Origin of the sequence: Lacrimispora sphenoides JCM 1415, assembly GCF_900105615.1 — a bacterium.
Lineage (GTDB): Bacteria > Bacillota > Clostridia > Lachnospirales > Lachnospiraceae > Lacrimispora > Lacrimispora sphenoides.
The window spans coordinates 5262314-5280074 of the sequence record NZ_LT630003.1 but is presented as its reverse complement, the minus strand read 5'-3'; the positions used below and the strand labels follow the sequence as shown (position 1 = coordinate 5280074).

The window sequence follows — 17761 nt, the reverse complement described above, 5'->3', positions numbered from 1 at the left end:
CCTCCCTCTTTGGCATGACTTTTTTATCCTCTCTAATTATAACGGGAGAACTACTCTCCGTCAACGAAACTTTCAAAACGGATCTTCTCCCCATCGGTCCACATCATTATGGCCCCTCCTTCTCCTGTTTTGAAAACCTCAGTTCCTCTCTCTTTTAAGCGGTCTAAAACCTCCTGATGAGGGTGTCCATAAGAATTACCCACCCCATAAGACACCACAGCCCACCGGGGCTTTATCGCGTCAAGGAATGCCTCCCCGGAAGAATATTTCGAACCATGATGAGCCACCTTTAACACATTCACTTTTGCCAGCATCTGCCTTTCCCCAGGCCTTTCAAGAAGCTTTTCTTCTCCTCTTTCCTCCATGTCTCCTGTAAACAGCATGCGGCAGCTTCCATAGTCCATTTTTAATACTTCTGACTCCTCATTGGTGGTTTCCGGTATGTCTTCTTTTCCCGGATACAGGCAGGTAATGCAAAGGTCTTCTATCTGAACCCCATCTCCTCCTGCCACATACATCACGTTGGTCCCCCGCCGCATTGCAAGTTCTTCCAGCTTCTTTATTGCCTCATCCTCTCTTCCATGATAGGGAAGCATGAGATTTTCAATTCTTATATCTTCACTGTTTTCCAAAAGATAGGCGACACCGCTTAAATGATCCTGATCCCCATGGCTGATAAATGCATAATGAATCACAGGTATTCCCATACTTTTTAAACAAGGCTCCAGGGAATATTTGCCCAGAGATTTTTTAGAAGAGCTTCCTCCATCCACTAAAACCGCAGACCTTCCTGCCCGCAGCAGGATGCCATCCCCTTGTCCCACATCAAGAAACACTGCTTCAAGACCAGGCACAGGACCAGGCTTAAAAAACAGAATGCAAAAGCAATACATACCTGCAAGGAAAAGAACTTTTAATCCAAAGAAACTACCTTTCCTTTTCTCTTCCTTTTTCTCTTCCTTTTTCTCTTCTTTTTTCTCACCGGTTCTTTTAGCCTCATACTCCTCCCAGACTTTCAGGCAGGAAAGCCCTGCGACCAGAATAAGTCCGTAAGCCGCCAGCCGTCCAGCCTCCGGTCTGCCAAAGGTCAGGCTGTACCCAGGAAGTCCTTTCATGCTCCCGCAGATCCATTCATAAAAGGCAAGAATATAATGTCCTGTTCCCGCCGCGCCGATCCCAAGAAGGGGGCTGAAGCTTCCAAGAAAGATAATGCCGATTCCGGAACAAACCACCCAATCCATTAATGGAATAAGCAGAAGATTTAAAAACAGTCCATAGAAAGGAATCTGATAAAAATGATATAATGTAATTGGCATGGTGACCATTTGTACCGCTACTCCCGTAGAAATTGCACTTGACAGGAACCGTTTCCTTCCAAGCCATTTTTCAATGATGGGGCTTGCTCCTCCGATGGCATAAACCGCTCCAAAGGACAGCTGAACACCTCCATTGGCAAGGAGGAGAGGTGACTTAAGTCCCAGAAGCAGCAGCGACAGGGAAGCGGAGGATAAAAGGTCATAAGTCCTTCCAAGATAGGAGGCCAGAAATGCGACAGACATCATAATCACTGCCCTCATCACCGAAGGACCGCTGCCTGTTAAAATCCCGTACAAGACAACCAGGACAGCTCCTGCCAGACCTGCGCTTCCAAGGCCCAGACCGGTTTTCCTTAAAATCCGGTAAAAAGAAAGACCAAGGAAGGACATGTGCATGCCGCTGATTGCAAGAAGATGGGAAATTCCGTTCTTCTGATATAGAGATTTAATATCTTCCGGAAGTCCGCCCGTGTCCCCTAAAACCGCCGCTGTTAATACGCCGGCATCTTCTTTGGAGGTATACTTATAAAGGAGGGCGCGTCCCCATTCCCTGGCCCGGCGTATTCCATCTAAGAGAGGGTCTTCTCCTGGATCCAGAATCTCCAGTTCCTTCCCAAGAAACCTTCCGTCAATCCCCAGACCCTCATAATATTCCTTGCTGTCAAACTCCCCTGGGTTCCTTGGTGACTGAAAAGGCTGTACCTCTCCTTTTACTTTGATAAGCTGTCCCAGCCGCAGACTTATATCTTTATTATCGCCAGTTCCTGGGGGATATAACGGCGTGTCTGTGCCCGGCTCTCCAAAAAGCTTCACAGACACCATCAGACTTGGAACAGAATAGCTGGTTTCCTGCTTCCATACCTTAATTTTCTTTAAAACAATCTGAAGAGATCCATTCTTTTCTTCAAAAGAAGAAACTCTTCCCTCTGCTTCCACATAACCACCGGAAAGCTCCTCAATGGTTCTTTCCCTTTCCTCCCATCTTTTGCAATCATATCCGGCCCAGGCCGCACCCAGGTATAAAAAAAGAAGAGGCAAAAGAACCCAAAGCCGGTTTCTGCCTCTCCAATAACCATAAAGAACAATTCCGGCAGCTAAAAAAGCCGGAATAAAAAGCCAGGATGTCAAAACCAGCAAAGCGGCAGTCTCTCCAAGTACAAATCCCCCTGCGATCAGACATAATGGGCGTTTTATTGTTCTGTTCCTCCTATATCACTAGATACTTCTTCATTTTCCGCATTGTAATCCAGATTGCGTTCAAAAAGCTGGTTTAAGGAAATGGAATCCCGGAACATGACTTCCTGGGAACCGTTTACCGTAATCTGCACCTTATTGATGGAGGAGGCCGCAGCCAGGGAGTTCACGATAGAATAAATCGGGATATATTCCTTTACCTCCAGGTTGTTATTAAGAAATACGGAATCAAAATTAATATAACAGATGTTTTCATTGACCGACACATTAAGAAGCTTTGTATCCTTTGGCAGAGTCGGATTCATCCCCGGCCTTCCCGGACCGGCAATCAGCTGTTCAATGACCAGCTTTTCTAAGGAAGTGTTTACGTTATGCACCACTTCTCTTGTCTCTTTCACCAGCTTCTCACCGGTATCATCAGAGAAATACAAGGGCAACTCTGTCTTCTCATAGGAGTTGACATTGCTGATATTGTCAATAAAATCAGAATTAGCCATAGGCCCTACCGGACTTCCGGAACTGTCCATTAAAGGCTGTTCCGCAGTATACACGGCAACATAGTCCACTCCTTTTACCTGAGTCAGTGTTCTTACCAGGGATGCCCTGCATAGAATCTCCCTGGTTCCATTCATCATGGCATAATTGTTATCGAAATACAGATAAAGGACCGTGTCCTCCAGCTTGTAACGCTCAAAGCCGACCTTATCCGGAACTGCTGCCTGCCGGTCTAAATCCTTAGGTACAGTGCGTAGCTGTTCCATCAGATTTCTGATCCTCCAGTCCGTCGCATCTTCTATGTCCCCTTCCGGTTTCTGAGCCATGTGATAATCCTGAGGCTCCAACTTTGTCATGGCAGAGTTTAAATAATAAATCTTATACACATCTCCAATGGTTTCCGCTCCCTTTCCTTCTCTTTTTCCACAGCCGGTCAGACATAGAAAGCACACCAGGAAAAGGAGCCCCCTCCTTAGCAGTTTCAGTTTCATCTAATAGCCTCCTGTTTCTAAGAAATATACGTGAGCGGAATCCGTACGGTAAATGTGGCTCCGTCGCCCTCTTTACTCTGAAGCTTTAAGGCTCCCTGGTGCATCAGCACGATCTTTTTTGTAATGGAAAGACCAAGGCCTGTGCCTCCTGTTTCTCTGGATCTGGCCTTATCCACCCGGTAGAACCGCTCAAACACATGCTCCTGGAACTCTTCCGAGATGCCAATTCCGGAATCAGCCACCTTTACGTAAAAAAACTTATGGTCCGCGTCAAGGGTCACCCGTACCCAGCCGCCTTCCACATTGTATTTGATGGCATTCTCCACCAGATTGCTTAAAGCCAGGGACAGCTTCATCTCATCCACATCGGCAGTGACCTCCCGGATGCTTTCAAAGGTAAGCTCCACATTTCGTTTCCCGGCGATGGGGCGCAGCCTTTTTAAGATCAGCTCCATCAGTCCGTTGATATTCACCTGGGCAATGTTTAAATTTCCCCCAGCAGTCTTGTCCATGCGGACCAAAGAAAGCAGGTCATCAATGATCTTGTTTTCCCGCTCGATTTCATCGGATATATCACTTAAAAATTCCCGGTAAAGATCCGCCGGAACATCTTCCATTCCCATCAGGGAATCAGCCAGCACCCGGATGGATGTGATCGGGGTCTTCAGTTCATGGGAAACATTCGAGACGAATTCTTCCCTGGACTGGTCCACTGCCTTTAACTTCTTTAACGTCAGGTTAATGGTTTCCGTAATCTTTATAGTTTCCTTATAGGCATAGGGGCTGATGTTCTCGTCCATATCCCCTTCTGCTGCTCTGTTTAACGTCCGCTGCAGCTCCCGGAAGGGCTTCATCAAGAGATTAGCAAGTAAGACCACAATGATGGCCAGAACGGAAAAGATCATAAGCTGAAGAAATGCTCCCTTTTCCGATACCACAGAGACCCGGTTCAGTAAATCCTCCGTGGATGCCGTCACAATCATAACCCCGGCAATTTCCTTTTCCTGGCTGTTGGAATAAATAGGAATCGTTAACGCCGAATAATGTTTATCCGTATTATATTTGCTGCTGTTTTCTCCGTCAAAGCAGCGGAGGACCTCCTCAGATATATTGAGCTTTCCCACAGAAAGGGAAAAAGTATCGCTGATGATCCTGAAATTCCGGTTTACCACCACGATACGCCCATTGAACATATCTGCCTTTACGGACATTTCATTATCCAAAAGAGGGTCCCTTGGCTCCATGGTCAGGTACCCGATCCTTGTCATTTTATTGCTTAAAATCCAACACTGGTTTTGGATGTCCTGCATTCTGGACTCAATGAGGTTCTGCCGGTAAGTACCCAGCATGACTGAATTCTGAATAAATACCGGTATGATTCCAACCACCAGAAGGGCTATGATTAAGGTGACCCGCAGGCTTATGGCATGTTTCTGATTAAAAAACTTTACCTGGAACATGTCCCTGCACCTCCAACCTTATTTCTGTCATACATCCAGCCTTTTCGTACATGCAATGGCCAGTGCTCCAGGCCCAATGTGGCAGGATACGCTTAAAGAAAGATTGTCCACGTAGATTTCTCCCGTCTTTGGAAAAATCTCCTCCAGCTCCTTCTTAAATTCCATGGCAGCCGCTTCATTATTGGTATGGGCAATGGCAATAGCGGTACGGATTCCTTCCGGATCTCCAAACCGCTCCTCCATATCCTTTTTCGCGGCTGTAATCATCATGGTTTTGGCCTGCTTCATGGTTCTTGCCTTGGCAAAGGCGTCCAACTTCTCTCCCTGAATGGTAAGAACCGGTTTAATCCTTAAAAATGTCCCCAAAAGAGCAGCTGCCGGAGTGATCCTTCCACCCTTTTTTAAATATTCCAGCGTATCCAGGGTAATATAAATGGTAGATTCCATTTTCGTCTCTTCCAGCTTTTCCTTAATGGCAGCTGCAGTCATTCCATCATCTGCCATTCTCTTAGCTTCCATAACCGACTGCCTTTGAGAGACAGAGATCCTCTGGTTATTGATGACAAACACCTTTCCCTCGTAATCATCAGCAAGCATTAGAGCAGTCTGACAGGCACTGCTCAATCCGCTTGACATGGGAATGTGTACTACTTCCTCATATTCTTCTAACAGTCTGTTCCACAGATCCAGAAGATCGGCCGGAGATGGCTGAGAGGTGGAAATGTCCACCCCTTCCTCCAGCTTTTCATAGAAATCATTCTGTGTCAGGCTGATATCCTCATAGAACGTTTCCCCTGCCATCATAAACGGCATGGGTACTACGTAAACCCCAGCTTCCGCTCCCTGTCTTTGGGTAATTCCGCTGTTGCTGTCTGTTACTATAGCTACTTTCATTTCTGTTCTCCTTCATCTCCGTAAGCAATGAGCCAGGCGCAGGATTGCCTGCATTGATGCATCTGGCGAATGCTGTGAGGTTCAAATCCCCTGTAGCCTGCTGCACGGTATATGACTACCTTGTCAGGGCAGCCTGTTCTTCTTCACCCGCAGACGTATAAAGCTGATAATACATTCCCCGCTTTAAAAGCAGCTCCTCATGATTTCCCTCTTCCACAATATTGCTGTCGGAAAGCACCAGTATCCGGTCTGCATTCTGGATCGTGGTAAGGCGGTGGGCAATGGTCAGTGTAGTGCGGCCTACTGCCAGACGTTCCAGAGACTGGGATACCAGATGCTCGCTCTCGTTATCAAGAGCAGAGGTGGCTTCATCAAGAATCAGCACCTGAGGATTTTTAAGAAATACTCTGGCAATGCTGATACGCTGCTTTTGTCCTCCTGAAAGCTTTACCCCCCGCTCTCCCACGTAAGTACTGTAGCCGTCCTTTAATCCTGTTATGAATTCGTGAGCTCCTGCCAGCTTTGCAGCCTGGATCACTTCTTCCTTGGAAGCTCCGGGGTGTCCGTATTCAATATTTTCAAAAACCGTTCCCGAAAACAGATACACATCCTGCTGTACCACACCTACGGTGCTTCTTAAGCTCTCTAAGGTCACATTCCTGATATCCTGGCCGTCAATGAGGATCTCACCCTCCGTCGGATCATAGAAGCGGGGGATCAGATTGCACAACGTTGTCTTACCGCCTCCGGATGGGCCGACAAGAGCTACCTTTTCTCCCTTTTTGATATCAAGGTTTATGCTGCTCAGCACCGGATTATGGTCATCCGGATATTCAAAGGATACCTGATGAAAGGTAATATTACCTTTTACATCATGAAGAGGCACTGCTCCTTCTTCATCAAAGATGTCCACACTGGCATCCATTAACTCCATAAAACGTTCGACTCCGGTTATTCCTCTCTGAAACTGTTCCGCAAATTCGATGATCCTGCGGATTGTAGCAAGGAGTGTGGTTACATACAGGGTATAAGCAACCAGATCTCCGGGCTCGATCAGTCCCTTAATCATGAATATGCCGCCTGCGACGATGACCACCACATACATCAGACCGTCAAACATCCGGATGGTATTCTGGAAAGCAGCCATGTACTTATAGGTTTTCCGTTTAATCTCCAGGAATTCCAGATTATCCCGGTTAAATTTTTCAATCTCGATTTTTTCGTTGGCAAATGCCCGGACTACCCGGTTTCCAAGAAGGCTGTCCTCAATCCTGGCATTCAGCTCCCCGATGTGGTTTCTTTGATGTTTAAACGCCTTTCTCACCTGTAAGTTAAAGTAGGTACAGGATACCGCCATAACCGGAATCAGGAGGAAAATGATAAGCGTAAGGGGGAGATTGATCCCCGCAAGAATAATAAAGGATACCACCGTCTTTAAGAAGGCAATGAAAAATTCCTCCGGACAGTGGTGGGCAAACTCCGTCACGTCAAATAAGTCGCTGGTGATCCGGGACATGATCTGTCCAACCTTTGTATTGTTAAAGTAATTATCCGACAGCTTCTGCAAATGTGCAAATGCATCCTGTCTCATGTCGGTCTCAATCGCTGCTCCCATGACATGGCCCGTGTAAGCCATATAGAAGCTGGCCATTCCGTCTATAATTCTGAGGCCAAAATAAAGGGCGCCGATCCCGATGATCGTACGAATCGTAAGGGATGTCATATCTCTTAATCCCTGATTGGTAATATAACGTAAGATCAAAGGCAATACCATTTCACAGATGGTGGTAAGCGATGCACAGAATAAATCCATGATCATAACTTTGGTATATTTTTTATAGTAGGGCACAAAGCGTTTTAACAATGTGCCCGTTTTCATCTCATTTTGTTTCATATAATCCTCTACTCTGTAATCTTAATATTTTTAATAAGTCCCAAAGCCCAATCCCTTTCCCCCGGCTTTCGGCTTATAATATTAATGTTCATACGCTGCTCCTTATAAAGCACCTGCGCGGACATCCCATAAAGGATTTCCCCTTCCTTCTCCTCCGGTTCATAAAAAGCAACCCTTGCTTTGGCCTTTTCTACGTCAAAATCCACGATTTCCGGCCCTTTCCCCTGCTCAAACCACTGCTTCTTAAACTCGGCCTTACGCCCTTCAAAAACTGCTGCGTAGATGTAATAATCATGGCCTCCATATCCGTTTCCGTCATAGTAATGGTCCATGCTGCCGCTATTTGACTCATCATAAAGAAAATTCCCCGGAATCCCAAAGCTCATATTGCCGATCTTTCGGTAAACCAGGTGCTTTCTGCATCCAATGGAAACCTCCTCCGGCAAAGCGGTCACGCCTTCTAAATCCACAGGAATATGGCCGTCAAGGCTGCATACCTCCAAATACTCCTTCTTGGGGAAGGGAAGCCTGCGGTCCATGGAAAGCGACGTTTCAAGGAACTCGATAATTTGCTGGTTTACCTGCTCATCCTGCCTGCTGCGGGCCGACGGCATGAAATAACAGAACTGATGAAGAAGGACCATGGCGCTGTTTCTGTAATAATAAGCATCCATTTCCAATTCATTCCATACAAAAAAATCCCTGGCAAATGCAACGCCTATACCAGAATGCATCATTCCTTTTATCTCTTTAAAAGAAAATGACCGAATATGGGTGACCAGTTTCCCCTCCTGACGATCCGGTATATAATAGACCGCAGGCCAGCAAAACATGTATTCCCCATCCCCGCTCCATCCGGATACCAACTTCATAAGATCAGAAAACCACTGGTAAAAGTATTTCTGTCTCATGGCAAGAAAGTCCCTCTTTATATAATATCCGGTCCTGTCCTCGAGCCTGAGCTTAAGCTTTTCTTTTTTGGCCAGCCTCTCCAAAAAATCGATGGCTGCCGCATGAAAGCCAGGGCCGGCAATGTTCGTCTGACTCTCTCCCTGAAGCTTGCCTTTGCTCCACTTAAGCCAGACATAGCCTTCCTGGCATAGCTGTACAATCAAAAATCCTTCGATCCTAAAACAGCGGTACCCCATTTCCTTTGCCAGCTCTTTTGCCATACCTTCCGCTGACTGGCCATTCCAGACTATTCCTGAAAATATTTTTTTCTTTGGCTCCAAAGAAAATCTGATTCGAATACTCATCTGAAACCCTTCCTAAGATATCTTTCTCTATTCTATCTTATTTTCATTAGAAATGGAAGCATAAAAAAAATATGGACAAATTTAATTTACAGTTTACATAAAGTAAGCCTGCTGCCACCGGATAGGAAAGGTTAATTCGTATACAAAAATGAGGGCTGCCCAGCACAATCACTGGAAAGCCCTTATTTTTGGCATAATTAAACTCATTTCACGAGTAATGATTTTCCTGTCATCTCTTTTGGCTGTTTTAATCCCATCAGTTCAATCAGAGTAGGAGCGATATCTGCCAGGCAGCCGCCTTCTCTTAACTTATAAGCCGGGTCAGCATTTACCAGGACAAACGGAACCGGATTGGTGGTATGGGCGGTAAATGGCTCTCCTGTCTCATAATCCAAAAGCTGTTCTGCATTTCCATGATCAGCGCAGATGAACAGAATTCCCTCTGTTTCCTTGATCGCCTCAACAGTTCTTCCTACACAAGTGTCCACAGTTTCAATCGCCTTAATGGCTGCGTCTTCGATTCCCGTATGACCAACCATATCAGGGTTTGCAAAGTTTATGATGATCACATCATATTTTCCTGATTTGATCGCCTCTACCAGCTTATCGCATACAATGGGAGCGCTCATCTCAGGCTGCAGATCATAGGTGGCAACCTTTGGAGAAGGAACCAGGATCCTGTCCTCTCCCTTATTCGGCTCTTCCACTCCGCCGTTAAAGAAAAAGGTTACATGCGCATACTTTTCAGTTTCAGCAATTCTGGCCTGTGTCATGTTGTTCTGAGCCAAAAATTCGCCAAAGGTATTTGTAATGGATTCTTTCTTGAAAGCAACCAGCTTGTTTTTAATGGTTTCATCGTAATCCGTAAAGCATACATAAGTCAGGTTCAGGCGCTTTTCTCTTGGAAATCCCTTAAACTCATCATCACAGAATGCCCTGGTTATTTCTCTTGCCCGGTCAGGACGGAAGTTAAAGAAGATCACGGAATCGCCGTCTTTCACCGTAGCTAACGGTTTTCCATCTTCTGTCACAACAAATGGCTCCACAAATTCATCGTTAACCCCTTTGTCATAGGAAGCCTGGATTCCGGCAGCTGCCGATTCCGTATGGTTTCCTTCTCCCTTTGCCAGGGCATTGTATGCCCGTTCCACACGGTCCCAGCGGTTATCTCTGTCCATTGCATAGTAGCGGCCCATGACCGATGCAACTTTACCTACACCGATCTCCTTCATCTTTGCTTCTAATGCTTCCACAAAGCTCTTTCCGGAAGCCGGAGGCGTGTCACGTCCATCTAAGAAGCAATGAACATAGACCTTATCAAGGCCGTTTCTCTTTGCCAGTTCTAATAGGCCGTAAATATGGGTGTTGTGGCTGTGAACTCCGCCGTCGGATACCAGGCCCCACATATGAAGGGCTGATCCGGATTTCTTACAGTTTTCCACTGCCTGTAAAAATTCAGCCACCTCAAAAAAATCACCGTCTTCTATGGACTTTGTAATCCTGGTAAGCTCCTGATATACGATACGGCCTGCGCCCATATTTAAATGTCCTACTTCTGAGTTTCCCATCTGTCCGTCAGGAAGGCCTACTGCCAGTCCGCTGGCATTACCTTTCACAAATGGGTACTGGCTCATAAGCTGATCCATGATCGGGGTCTTGCCTTCACAAACAGCGTTATGGTCGCAGTTATCATTTAATCCATAACCATCAAGTATCATTAATACAATCGGTTTTCTGCTCATAACTAGTTCTCCTTTTTCTCTTCTTTGTTCTATTGTAATAGAAGCATCTTACATCTATATCGTTATGCCTCATAAGCGTGGGAAATCTTAAAGAAATCATTGTCTCACAGTATATATTTTACATGATTTACCCATTTCTTGCAACCGGTGAATGATGAAATAATAACCAGGCTCCGGTACCCACCTTTATTATGAGGAAAAAGCTGCCTTCCCCACCATTTAAGGAAGGGGCAGCAGCTTTTACCCACTTATTTATTGTAATTTACGATCTTTCCAAACTCTGGTTTTAAGGAAGCACCGCCAACCAGGCCGCCGTCAATATCAGGCTGTGCAAATAATTCCGGTGCACTTGCTGCAGATACGGAACCGCCATACTGGATGCGGATCGCTTCCGCTGTAGCTTCGTCATAGATTTCAGCGATGCATTCACGGATCGCGCCGCAAACCTCCTGCGCCTGCTCAGTTGTAGCAACTTTTCCGGTACCGATGGCCCAGATCGGCTCATAAGCGATTACCGCATTGGCTGCATTCTCTGCCGGTACATTTAAGAAAGCGATCTTAATCTGCTGGCGGATCCAGTCAAGAGTGATTCCCTGTTCTCTCTGGGTCAGTGTTTCTCCGCAGCAAACAATAGGAGTGATACCGTATTCAAAGGCTTTTAAAACCTTTTTGTTTACGGTTTCATCTGATTCCGCAAAGTATTCCCTTCTTTCGGAATGGCCGATTACCACGTATTTCACGCCTGCATCTTTTAACATGGCGGGAGAAATCTCTCCGGTGTAGGCTCCTTTATCCTCATAGTACATATTTTCAGCACCGATGTGGATATTTGTTCCCTTTGCAGCTTCAATTGCCGGTATAATATCAATAGCCGGAACGCAGAAAATAACGTCTACCTCATCATTTGCCACCAGAGGCTTTAATGTATTCACCAGTTCAACCGCTTCGGTTGGAGTCATATTCATCTTCCAGTTACCTGCAATAATTTTCTTTCTGGACATAGTATCAACCTTCCTTTATGTTTGTCATTCAGAAGACCGGGATCTCCTGTTTGCAAGGCCCGGACAGTCATTCTTTGTCCGGGCCGGTATCGTAAGTCGGATTTCTTATTTATTATCTGCTGCAGCAACGCCTGGCAGTTCCTTGCCTTCTAAGAATTCCAGAGAAGCACCGCCGCCTGTAGAGATATGAGTCATCTTGTCAGCAAAACCAAGTCTCTTAACCGCATTTACGGAGTCACCGCCTCCGATAACTGTAGTTGCATCGGAAAGCTCTGCAACTGCACGGCATACCTCTAAAGTACCTTCTGCAAAATTAGAGAATTCAAATACGCCCATCGGTCCGTTCCAAACAACAGTCTTGGCGCCCTTTAAAGCATCCTTAAAAAGTTCAATGGATTTTGGTCCGATATCAAATCCTGACCAGCCTGGATCAATCTCGCTTACTACCTTTCTTTCTGTATCATTAGAAAACTCCTTGCCTTCTAAGTTATCTACAGGAAGAAGCAGTTTAACGCCCTTATCCTCTGCTTTTTTAATCATCTCTAAAGCATAGTCAAGCTTATCTTCTTCACATAAGGAATTTCCGATCTCCTTGCCCTGAGCCTTTGCAAAGGTATAAGCCATGCCGCCGCCGATGATCAGTGTATCAACCTTGTCAAGCAGGTTATTGATTACGTTGATCTTATCGGAAACCTTTGCTCCACCCAGAATTGCCACGAAAGGACGTACTGGATTCTCAACTGCCTGGCCCAGGAATTTGATTTCCTTTTCCATCAGATAACCAACTACGTTGGTTGTTGTGTATTTGGTAACGCCTACATTGGAGCAGTGAGCCCTGTGAGCGGTACCGAATGCGTCGTTTACGAAAATGCCGTCGCAAAGGGAAGCCAGCTCTTTTGCATACTCATCTGCGCTCTCATCCTTGCCGTACTTAGTCTCTTCCACTCTGTAACGGGTGTTCTGAAGCAGCAGAACTTCTCCATCCTTTAATTCTTCAGCAATCTTTCTGGTCTCAGGACCTGTTACCTTTGGATCGTTTACAAATTTAACTTCCACCCCAAGTCTTTCACTTAAAGCAGGAGCAACCGGTTCCAGAGACAACTCAGGAAGAGGCTCGCCCTTCGGCTTTCCTAAATGGGAACAAAGAATCACTTTTGCGCCCTGGTCTAATAATTTCTTAATCGTAGGAACGGCTCCGTCAATACGGTTGAAGTTCTGAATCACTCCATCCTTTAACGGCACGTTAAAATCACATCTCACTAAAACTTTCTTTCCCTGTAATCCGGACAAATCATCAACTGTTTTCTTATTAAGCATATTTCAATGCTCCTTTCCTATTTATTGCCCATGTTTTCTGGGCATAAAGGGATGCCTATAAGGTGTTTCCTATTTATTACCCGTTCTTTTTGGGCATAAAGGAATACCTGTAAGGCGTTTCCTTTATTCTTCAAGATTTAAAAAATAAAAGGCCCGGTCCATAACGACCGGACCCTTTGTGGATCATTAGCCTAATTCAGCAAAGTACTTAATTGTACGAACCATCTGGCTTGTATAGGAGTTCTCGTTGTCATACCATGAAACAACCTGAACCTGATATAAATCATCGCCAATCTTGGAAACCATGGTCTGAGTAGAATCGAATAAAGAACCAAATCTCATACCAACAACATCAGAGGAAACGATTTCATCTGTATTGTATCCGAAGGAATCGCTTGCTGCTGCCTTCATAGCTGCATTAATGCCTTCCTTGGTTACGTCTGCGCCCTTAACAACTGCTGTTAAGATGGTAGTGGAGCCTGTCGGAACCGGAACACGCTGTGCGGAACCGATTAACTTGCCGTTTAATTCCGGAATAACCAGACCGATTGCCTTTGCAGCACCGGTGGAGTTTGGAACGATGTTGGCAGCGCCAGCTCTTGCTCTTCTTAAATCACCTTTTCTGTGAGGTCCGTCAAGGATCATCTGATCGCCTGTGTAAGCATGAATTGTGCTCATGATACCGGACTGGATCGGTGCATAATCATTAAGAGTCTTAGCCATAGGAGCGAGGCAGTTTGTTGTACAGGAAGCAGCGGAGATGATCTTGTCATCTGCTGTTAATACATTCTCATTTACGCTGTAAACAACGGTTGGAAGATCGTTTCCTGCCGGAGCGGAGATAACAACCTTCTTAGCACCTGCATCAATGTGAGCCTGAGCTTTGTCCTTAGAGCAGTAGAATCCTGTACACTCAAGAACTACATCAACGCCGATCTCTCCCCATGGAAGTTCAGCTGCTTTTGCCTGAGCATAAATTTTAATAGTCTTACCATCTACAGTAATGGAGTCCTCGGAAGCTTCTACCGTGTGAATACCCTCACCATAGTATCCAGCATATCCGCCCTGAGCAGTGTCATATTTTAATAAATGTGCTAACATCTTTGGATCTGTTAAATCGTTAATAGCTACTACTTCATAGCCCTCTGCGCCAAACATCTGTCTGAATGCAAGACGGCCAATACGGCCGAAACCATTAATCGCCACTTTTACTGCCATAATTCAATTCCTCCTAAGAATAAAATTAAATTTGATTGTTAAATATTAATCAACTACCCATTATTTTACCTAATATTCCACTAAATAGCAAGTCCTTTTTTTTATTTTGGTTTTGCTCTCCTTAAACCTCACTCTTTACATAGCTGGCCAGATTATAAGAATGGTCGGAAATACGTTCCAGATTGCTGATAAGCTCCAGGAACACAACACCTGCCGAGGGATTGCAACCGCCTGAGGAAAGTCGTTCAATATGCTTTTCCCTAAGCTCCTCCTCAAGAAGGTCCACTTCATCCTCCCACTTGCTCACCTTACGGATATCTTCCATGTCACCTTTTCTTCTGGCTTCGATGGAATGAAAAAAGGAGTTATAAGCTGCCTGACAGATGACCTCCAGATCAGAGGCACCGGTACCGGAGAAACTGATTTCATGCTGAACCATATATTCCGCCTGCTCCGCCAGGTTTTCTGCGTGGTCGCCTACTCGTTCTATATCATTAATACTGTAAAATAAGTTGTTGACTACCAATTTTTGCTCCTCTGTCAGGGACAGATTGTCGATTTTGACCAGATATTCCATCAACATCTTTTCCATATTATTGATCGTCTTTTCTATTTTATACACTTCTTTTACTTTATCCGCATTTTTCGTGAGGACCGCGTCCATGGCAAGCTTTACATTTTCCAAAGTGATCTGTCCCATATGTACCACCTCCATGGAGGCTGTTTCTACCGCAAAAGCGGGAGACTCAAAGATTCTCTCATCCAGGTGCTTCATGGTTACGGCTTCCTCTCCCGCCGTCTCTCCATCATCGGTTCCTCTCTCCGGAACAACAAATCCGGATAAGTCCACCAGCTGTTTCGCAAAGGGGAACAGGATGAGTGTATTTGTCAGGTTAAAGAAGGTATGGAATATGGAAATCTGTACTGCAGTGATGTTATGGGCCGCCAAAGCCGGGGTAACCATAAAAAGGACAAAAGAACCGATGCCAAAAATAAGAGCTCCCAGCACATTAAAGGACAAATGGATCACTGCTGCCCGCTTTGCAGTCCTGGATCCACCAATACTGGAAATGAGGGCAGTCACGCAGGAACCGATGTTCTGGCCGAGAGTGATAAATATAGCTGCATTGGTAGTAACTACACCGTTCATGGCAAGGGTCTGAAGGATTCCTACCGATGCGGAAGAGCTTTGAAGAAGAGCCGTTACCAAGGCGCCGATCAGCATGCCCAGCAAAGGATTTCTTCCTAACAGCCGGAATGCCTCTGAAAAAATAGGGGCATCGGTATAGGGAGAGATTGCTCCTGACATAAAATCCAGGCCAACAAACAGCATGCCAAGGCCCACCAGAATCTCTCCTATGGTTTTCATCCTCTGTTTATTGCCAAACAGCAGAAGAACCGCTCCGATTCCAATAAAAAGAGGGGCCCAGAAGGAGGGCTGTAATATGGAAAATGCATCTCCCAGCTGATTCATGGATACGATCCAGGCCGTAATAGTGGTTCCAATGTTAGCCCCCATGATAACGCCGACCGCCTGGGTCAAATTAAGCACCCCGGCGCTTACAAAGCCGACCACCATGACCGTGGTCGCTCCGCTGCTCTGGATTATTGCCGTGATAAGTGCGCCCAGAAGCACCGCCAGGAAACGGTTGTTTGTAAGCATTCCCAAAATACGGCTCATCCTGCTTCCTGCGCTCTTCTGCATGCCGTCTGCCATGGTATTCATGCCATACAGGAACATTCCCAGTCCCCCCATAAAACCAAACAGACTCGATATGTCATTTACAGACATGTAGTACCTCCTTATAAACACTGATTATGTTTTTATTCCAGCACGCCTTCCTCTCTCCGGAAGACGCACAGTTTAAAATATAACATAGGCGGAATTGCTTTTTCAATGTTTTTTAAAAATTATGTAAAATTTTGGTGAAATATAGGTAAAACCAATATCCGTTCAAACCAAAAAACCGCCCTGCTGATCGAAAATCAGCGGGCGGCTCTTGCCATGGAGAAATTTACAATATTTTTTCATATAACTTAAACCAATGCAATCCATAGTTTCCAAGTCCCAGATCTACGGTGTCCACATACGTAAATCCACATTTTTCATACAGCTTAACAGCAGGTAAGTTCTTGTCATAAACATCAAGGCGGATCGCTTTTGCGTGTTCTTTCAGCCCATGTTGAACTGCAAAATCCATCAGCGCCATGCCAACTCCATTTTTAAGGTATTCAGAATGAACAGCAAACGTATAAATCACAAATATATCGGAATAGTCAGCATTTATCCCCCATTGCACCTTATGATAAGCAGACTCCGGCTCATGACTTAATATCAATGAACCTACGATCTTTCCTGCAGCCTTTGCAACATAAAGATTTTCATTTGCAACACCGTTAACTGCATCTTCACGGGCCGGATATATACCTTTCCTCCAACCGGGATAGTTAATGCCAGTCTCCAGAAAATCATTCAGATCGTCATAGAGCTGCTCAAGCTGATCAATGTCGTATTTTGTTCCCTTCTCAATAATAATGTTCATACGTACCTTTCACCTTTCAGAATATTACAACTGGCAGGAATGCAGGAGCTAATCTTCATTCATAGCATCAGCCCCAATAAACCTCTTCCTCTTTTATCAAGCATAATTTTATCATCCTTTCACCGCACCTGCAACCAGGCTATCCTGAATCTGATTGCTCAGTATAAAATAAATAACAATGGTGGGCAGAGTGGCAATGACCATGCCCGCTCCGATCAACCCCCAATCAGTGGAATATTGACCTGCAAAGGACATGATGCCCACAGGCAAGGTCCGGTAACGGTCGCTGTCCACAAAGGTATTGGCTAACATTAACTCGTTCCAGGTCCCTAAAAATGTAAAAATAGAAGCTGTGGCAATCGCCGGCTTGACGATGGGAAGTATAATGGTTGCAAAGCACCGGAAAATCCCGCAGCCATCAATACAGGCTGCCTCTTCTATTTCTATGGGTATGCTTTTGTAAAATCCGATTAATATCATGATGCTCATGGGAAGAGCTCCCGCAATATAAGGAATCAAAAGTCCTAAGTATCCGCCCTTTAAACCAGTCTTATCAAGTACCTGAAACAGGGGCAGCAGTGCGGCCTGGGCCGGAATCATAATTCCCAATGCGAAAATTCCAAATACCAGGGATTTAAGCTTCCATTTCATTCTGGCTATGGCGTAAGCAGCCATGGCAGATAAAATTCCAGCAACGGCCACGGTTGCCATGGAATAGAATACGGAGTTTAAAAAGTACCGGATTAGGTTTGTCTGGGTAAATGCATTTCCGTAATTTTCCCATCTCCAGATCTGGGGAAGCCCGATGGGGTTTTCTCCAAATATCTCTCCATTGCTTTTTAAGGAAAAGGTAAAAAGCCAATATAAGGGAAAAAGCTGAGTCAGTGCAATGAGGCACAGCAGCAAAAACTTTATCTTTTTTTTCATCTTCATAGGACCG

Annotated in this window: 13 protein-coding genes; all 13 read right to left on the bottom strand. The window is 45.3% G+C overall.

Annotated features, from left to right (window positions below):
* Positions 1 to 50: 50 nt before the first annotated feature.
* The 13 genes from BMX69_RS23870 to BMX69_RS23810 all read right to left on the bottom strand — a co-directional run bounded on the left by BMX69_RS23870 (position 51) and on the right by BMX69_RS23810 (position 17754).
* Positions 51 to 2453 carry a ComEC/Rec2 family competence protein gene (locus BMX69_RS23870; protein ID WP_160117900.1) on the bottom strand — a complete coding sequence of 801 codons (2403 nt, stop codon included), beginning with the start codon at positions 2451 to 2453 and terminating at the stop codon, positions 51 to 53.
* 53 nt (positions 2454 to 2506) lie between these two features.
* A complete protein-coding gene (locus tag BMX69_RS23865) occupies positions 2507 to 3496 on the bottom strand; it encodes a GerMN domain-containing protein (RefSeq protein ID WP_054791527.1) in 990 nt (329 codons plus the stop codon).
* A gap of 17 nt (positions 3497 to 3513) precedes the next feature.
* On the bottom strand, positions 3514 to 4956 hold the full coding sequence (locus BMX69_RS23860; RefSeq protein WP_100043716.1) for a sensor histidine kinase: 1443 nt from the start codon (positions 4954 to 4956) through the stop codon (positions 3514 to 3516).
* Between the two features lie 27 nt (positions 4957 to 4983).
* On the bottom strand, positions 4984 to 5850 hold the full coding sequence (locus BMX69_RS23855) for a DegV family protein (protein ID WP_100043715.1): 867 nt from the start codon (positions 5848 to 5850) through the stop codon (positions 4984 to 4986).
* Positions 5851 to 5965: 115 nt separating this feature from the next.
* Complete coding sequence (locus BMX69_RS23850) at positions 5966 to 7744, bottom strand: ABC transporter ATP-binding protein (protein ID WP_100043714.1); 1779 nt, start codon at positions 7742 to 7744, stop codon at positions 5966 to 5968.
* Positions 7745 to 7752: 8 nt separating this feature from the next.
* Positions 7753 to 9000 (bottom strand): hypothetical protein, encoded by a 1248-nt coding sequence (locus tag BMX69_RS23845; RefSeq protein ID WP_100043713.1) that lies wholly within the window; start codon positions 8998 to 9000, stop codon positions 7753 to 7755.
* A gap of 203 nt (positions 9001 to 9203) precedes the next feature.
* Entirely contained in the window at positions 9204 to 10742 is a 1539-nt protein-coding gene (gene gpmI / locus BMX69_RS23840; protein WP_100043712.1) for a 2,3-bisphosphoglycerate-independent phosphoglycerate mutase, read from the bottom strand.
* A gap of 248 nt (positions 10743 to 10990) precedes the next feature.
* Complete coding sequence (tpiA, locus tag BMX69_RS23835) at positions 10991 to 11743, bottom strand: triose-phosphate isomerase (RefSeq protein ID WP_025231517.1); 753 nt, start codon at positions 11741 to 11743, stop codon at positions 10991 to 10993.
* A 105-nt stretch (positions 11744 to 11848) separates the two neighbouring features.
* Positions 11849 to 13060: a phosphoglycerate kinase gene (locus BMX69_RS23830; RefSeq protein WP_054791530.1), complete on the bottom strand. Its 1212-nt coding sequence runs from the start codon at positions 13058 to 13060 to the stop codon at positions 11849 to 11851.
* Between the two features lie 186 nt (positions 13061 to 13246).
* Positions 13247 to 14278 (bottom strand): type I glyceraldehyde-3-phosphate dehydrogenase, encoded by a 1032-nt coding sequence (gene gap, locus BMX69_RS23825; protein ID WP_054791531.1) that lies wholly within the window; start codon positions 14276 to 14278, stop codon positions 13247 to 13249.
* 121 nt (positions 14279 to 14399) lie between these two features.
* A complete protein-coding gene (locus tag BMX69_RS23820) occupies positions 14400 to 16070 on the bottom strand; it encodes a Na/Pi cotransporter family protein (protein ID WP_100043711.1) in 1671 nt (556 codons plus the stop codon).
* Positions 16071 to 16293: 223 nt separating this feature from the next.
* Positions 16294 to 16821 carry a GNAT family N-acetyltransferase gene (locus BMX69_RS23815; RefSeq protein WP_100043710.1) on the bottom strand — a complete coding sequence of 176 codons (528 nt, stop codon included), beginning with the start codon at positions 16819 to 16821 and terminating at the stop codon, positions 16294 to 16296.
* Positions 16822 to 16932: 111 nt separating this feature from the next.
* Entirely contained in the window at positions 16933 to 17754 is an 822-nt protein-coding gene (locus tag BMX69_RS23810; RefSeq protein ID WP_025231512.1) for a carbohydrate ABC transporter permease, read from the bottom strand.
* Between the last annotated feature and the right edge of the window lie 7 nt (positions 17755 to 17761).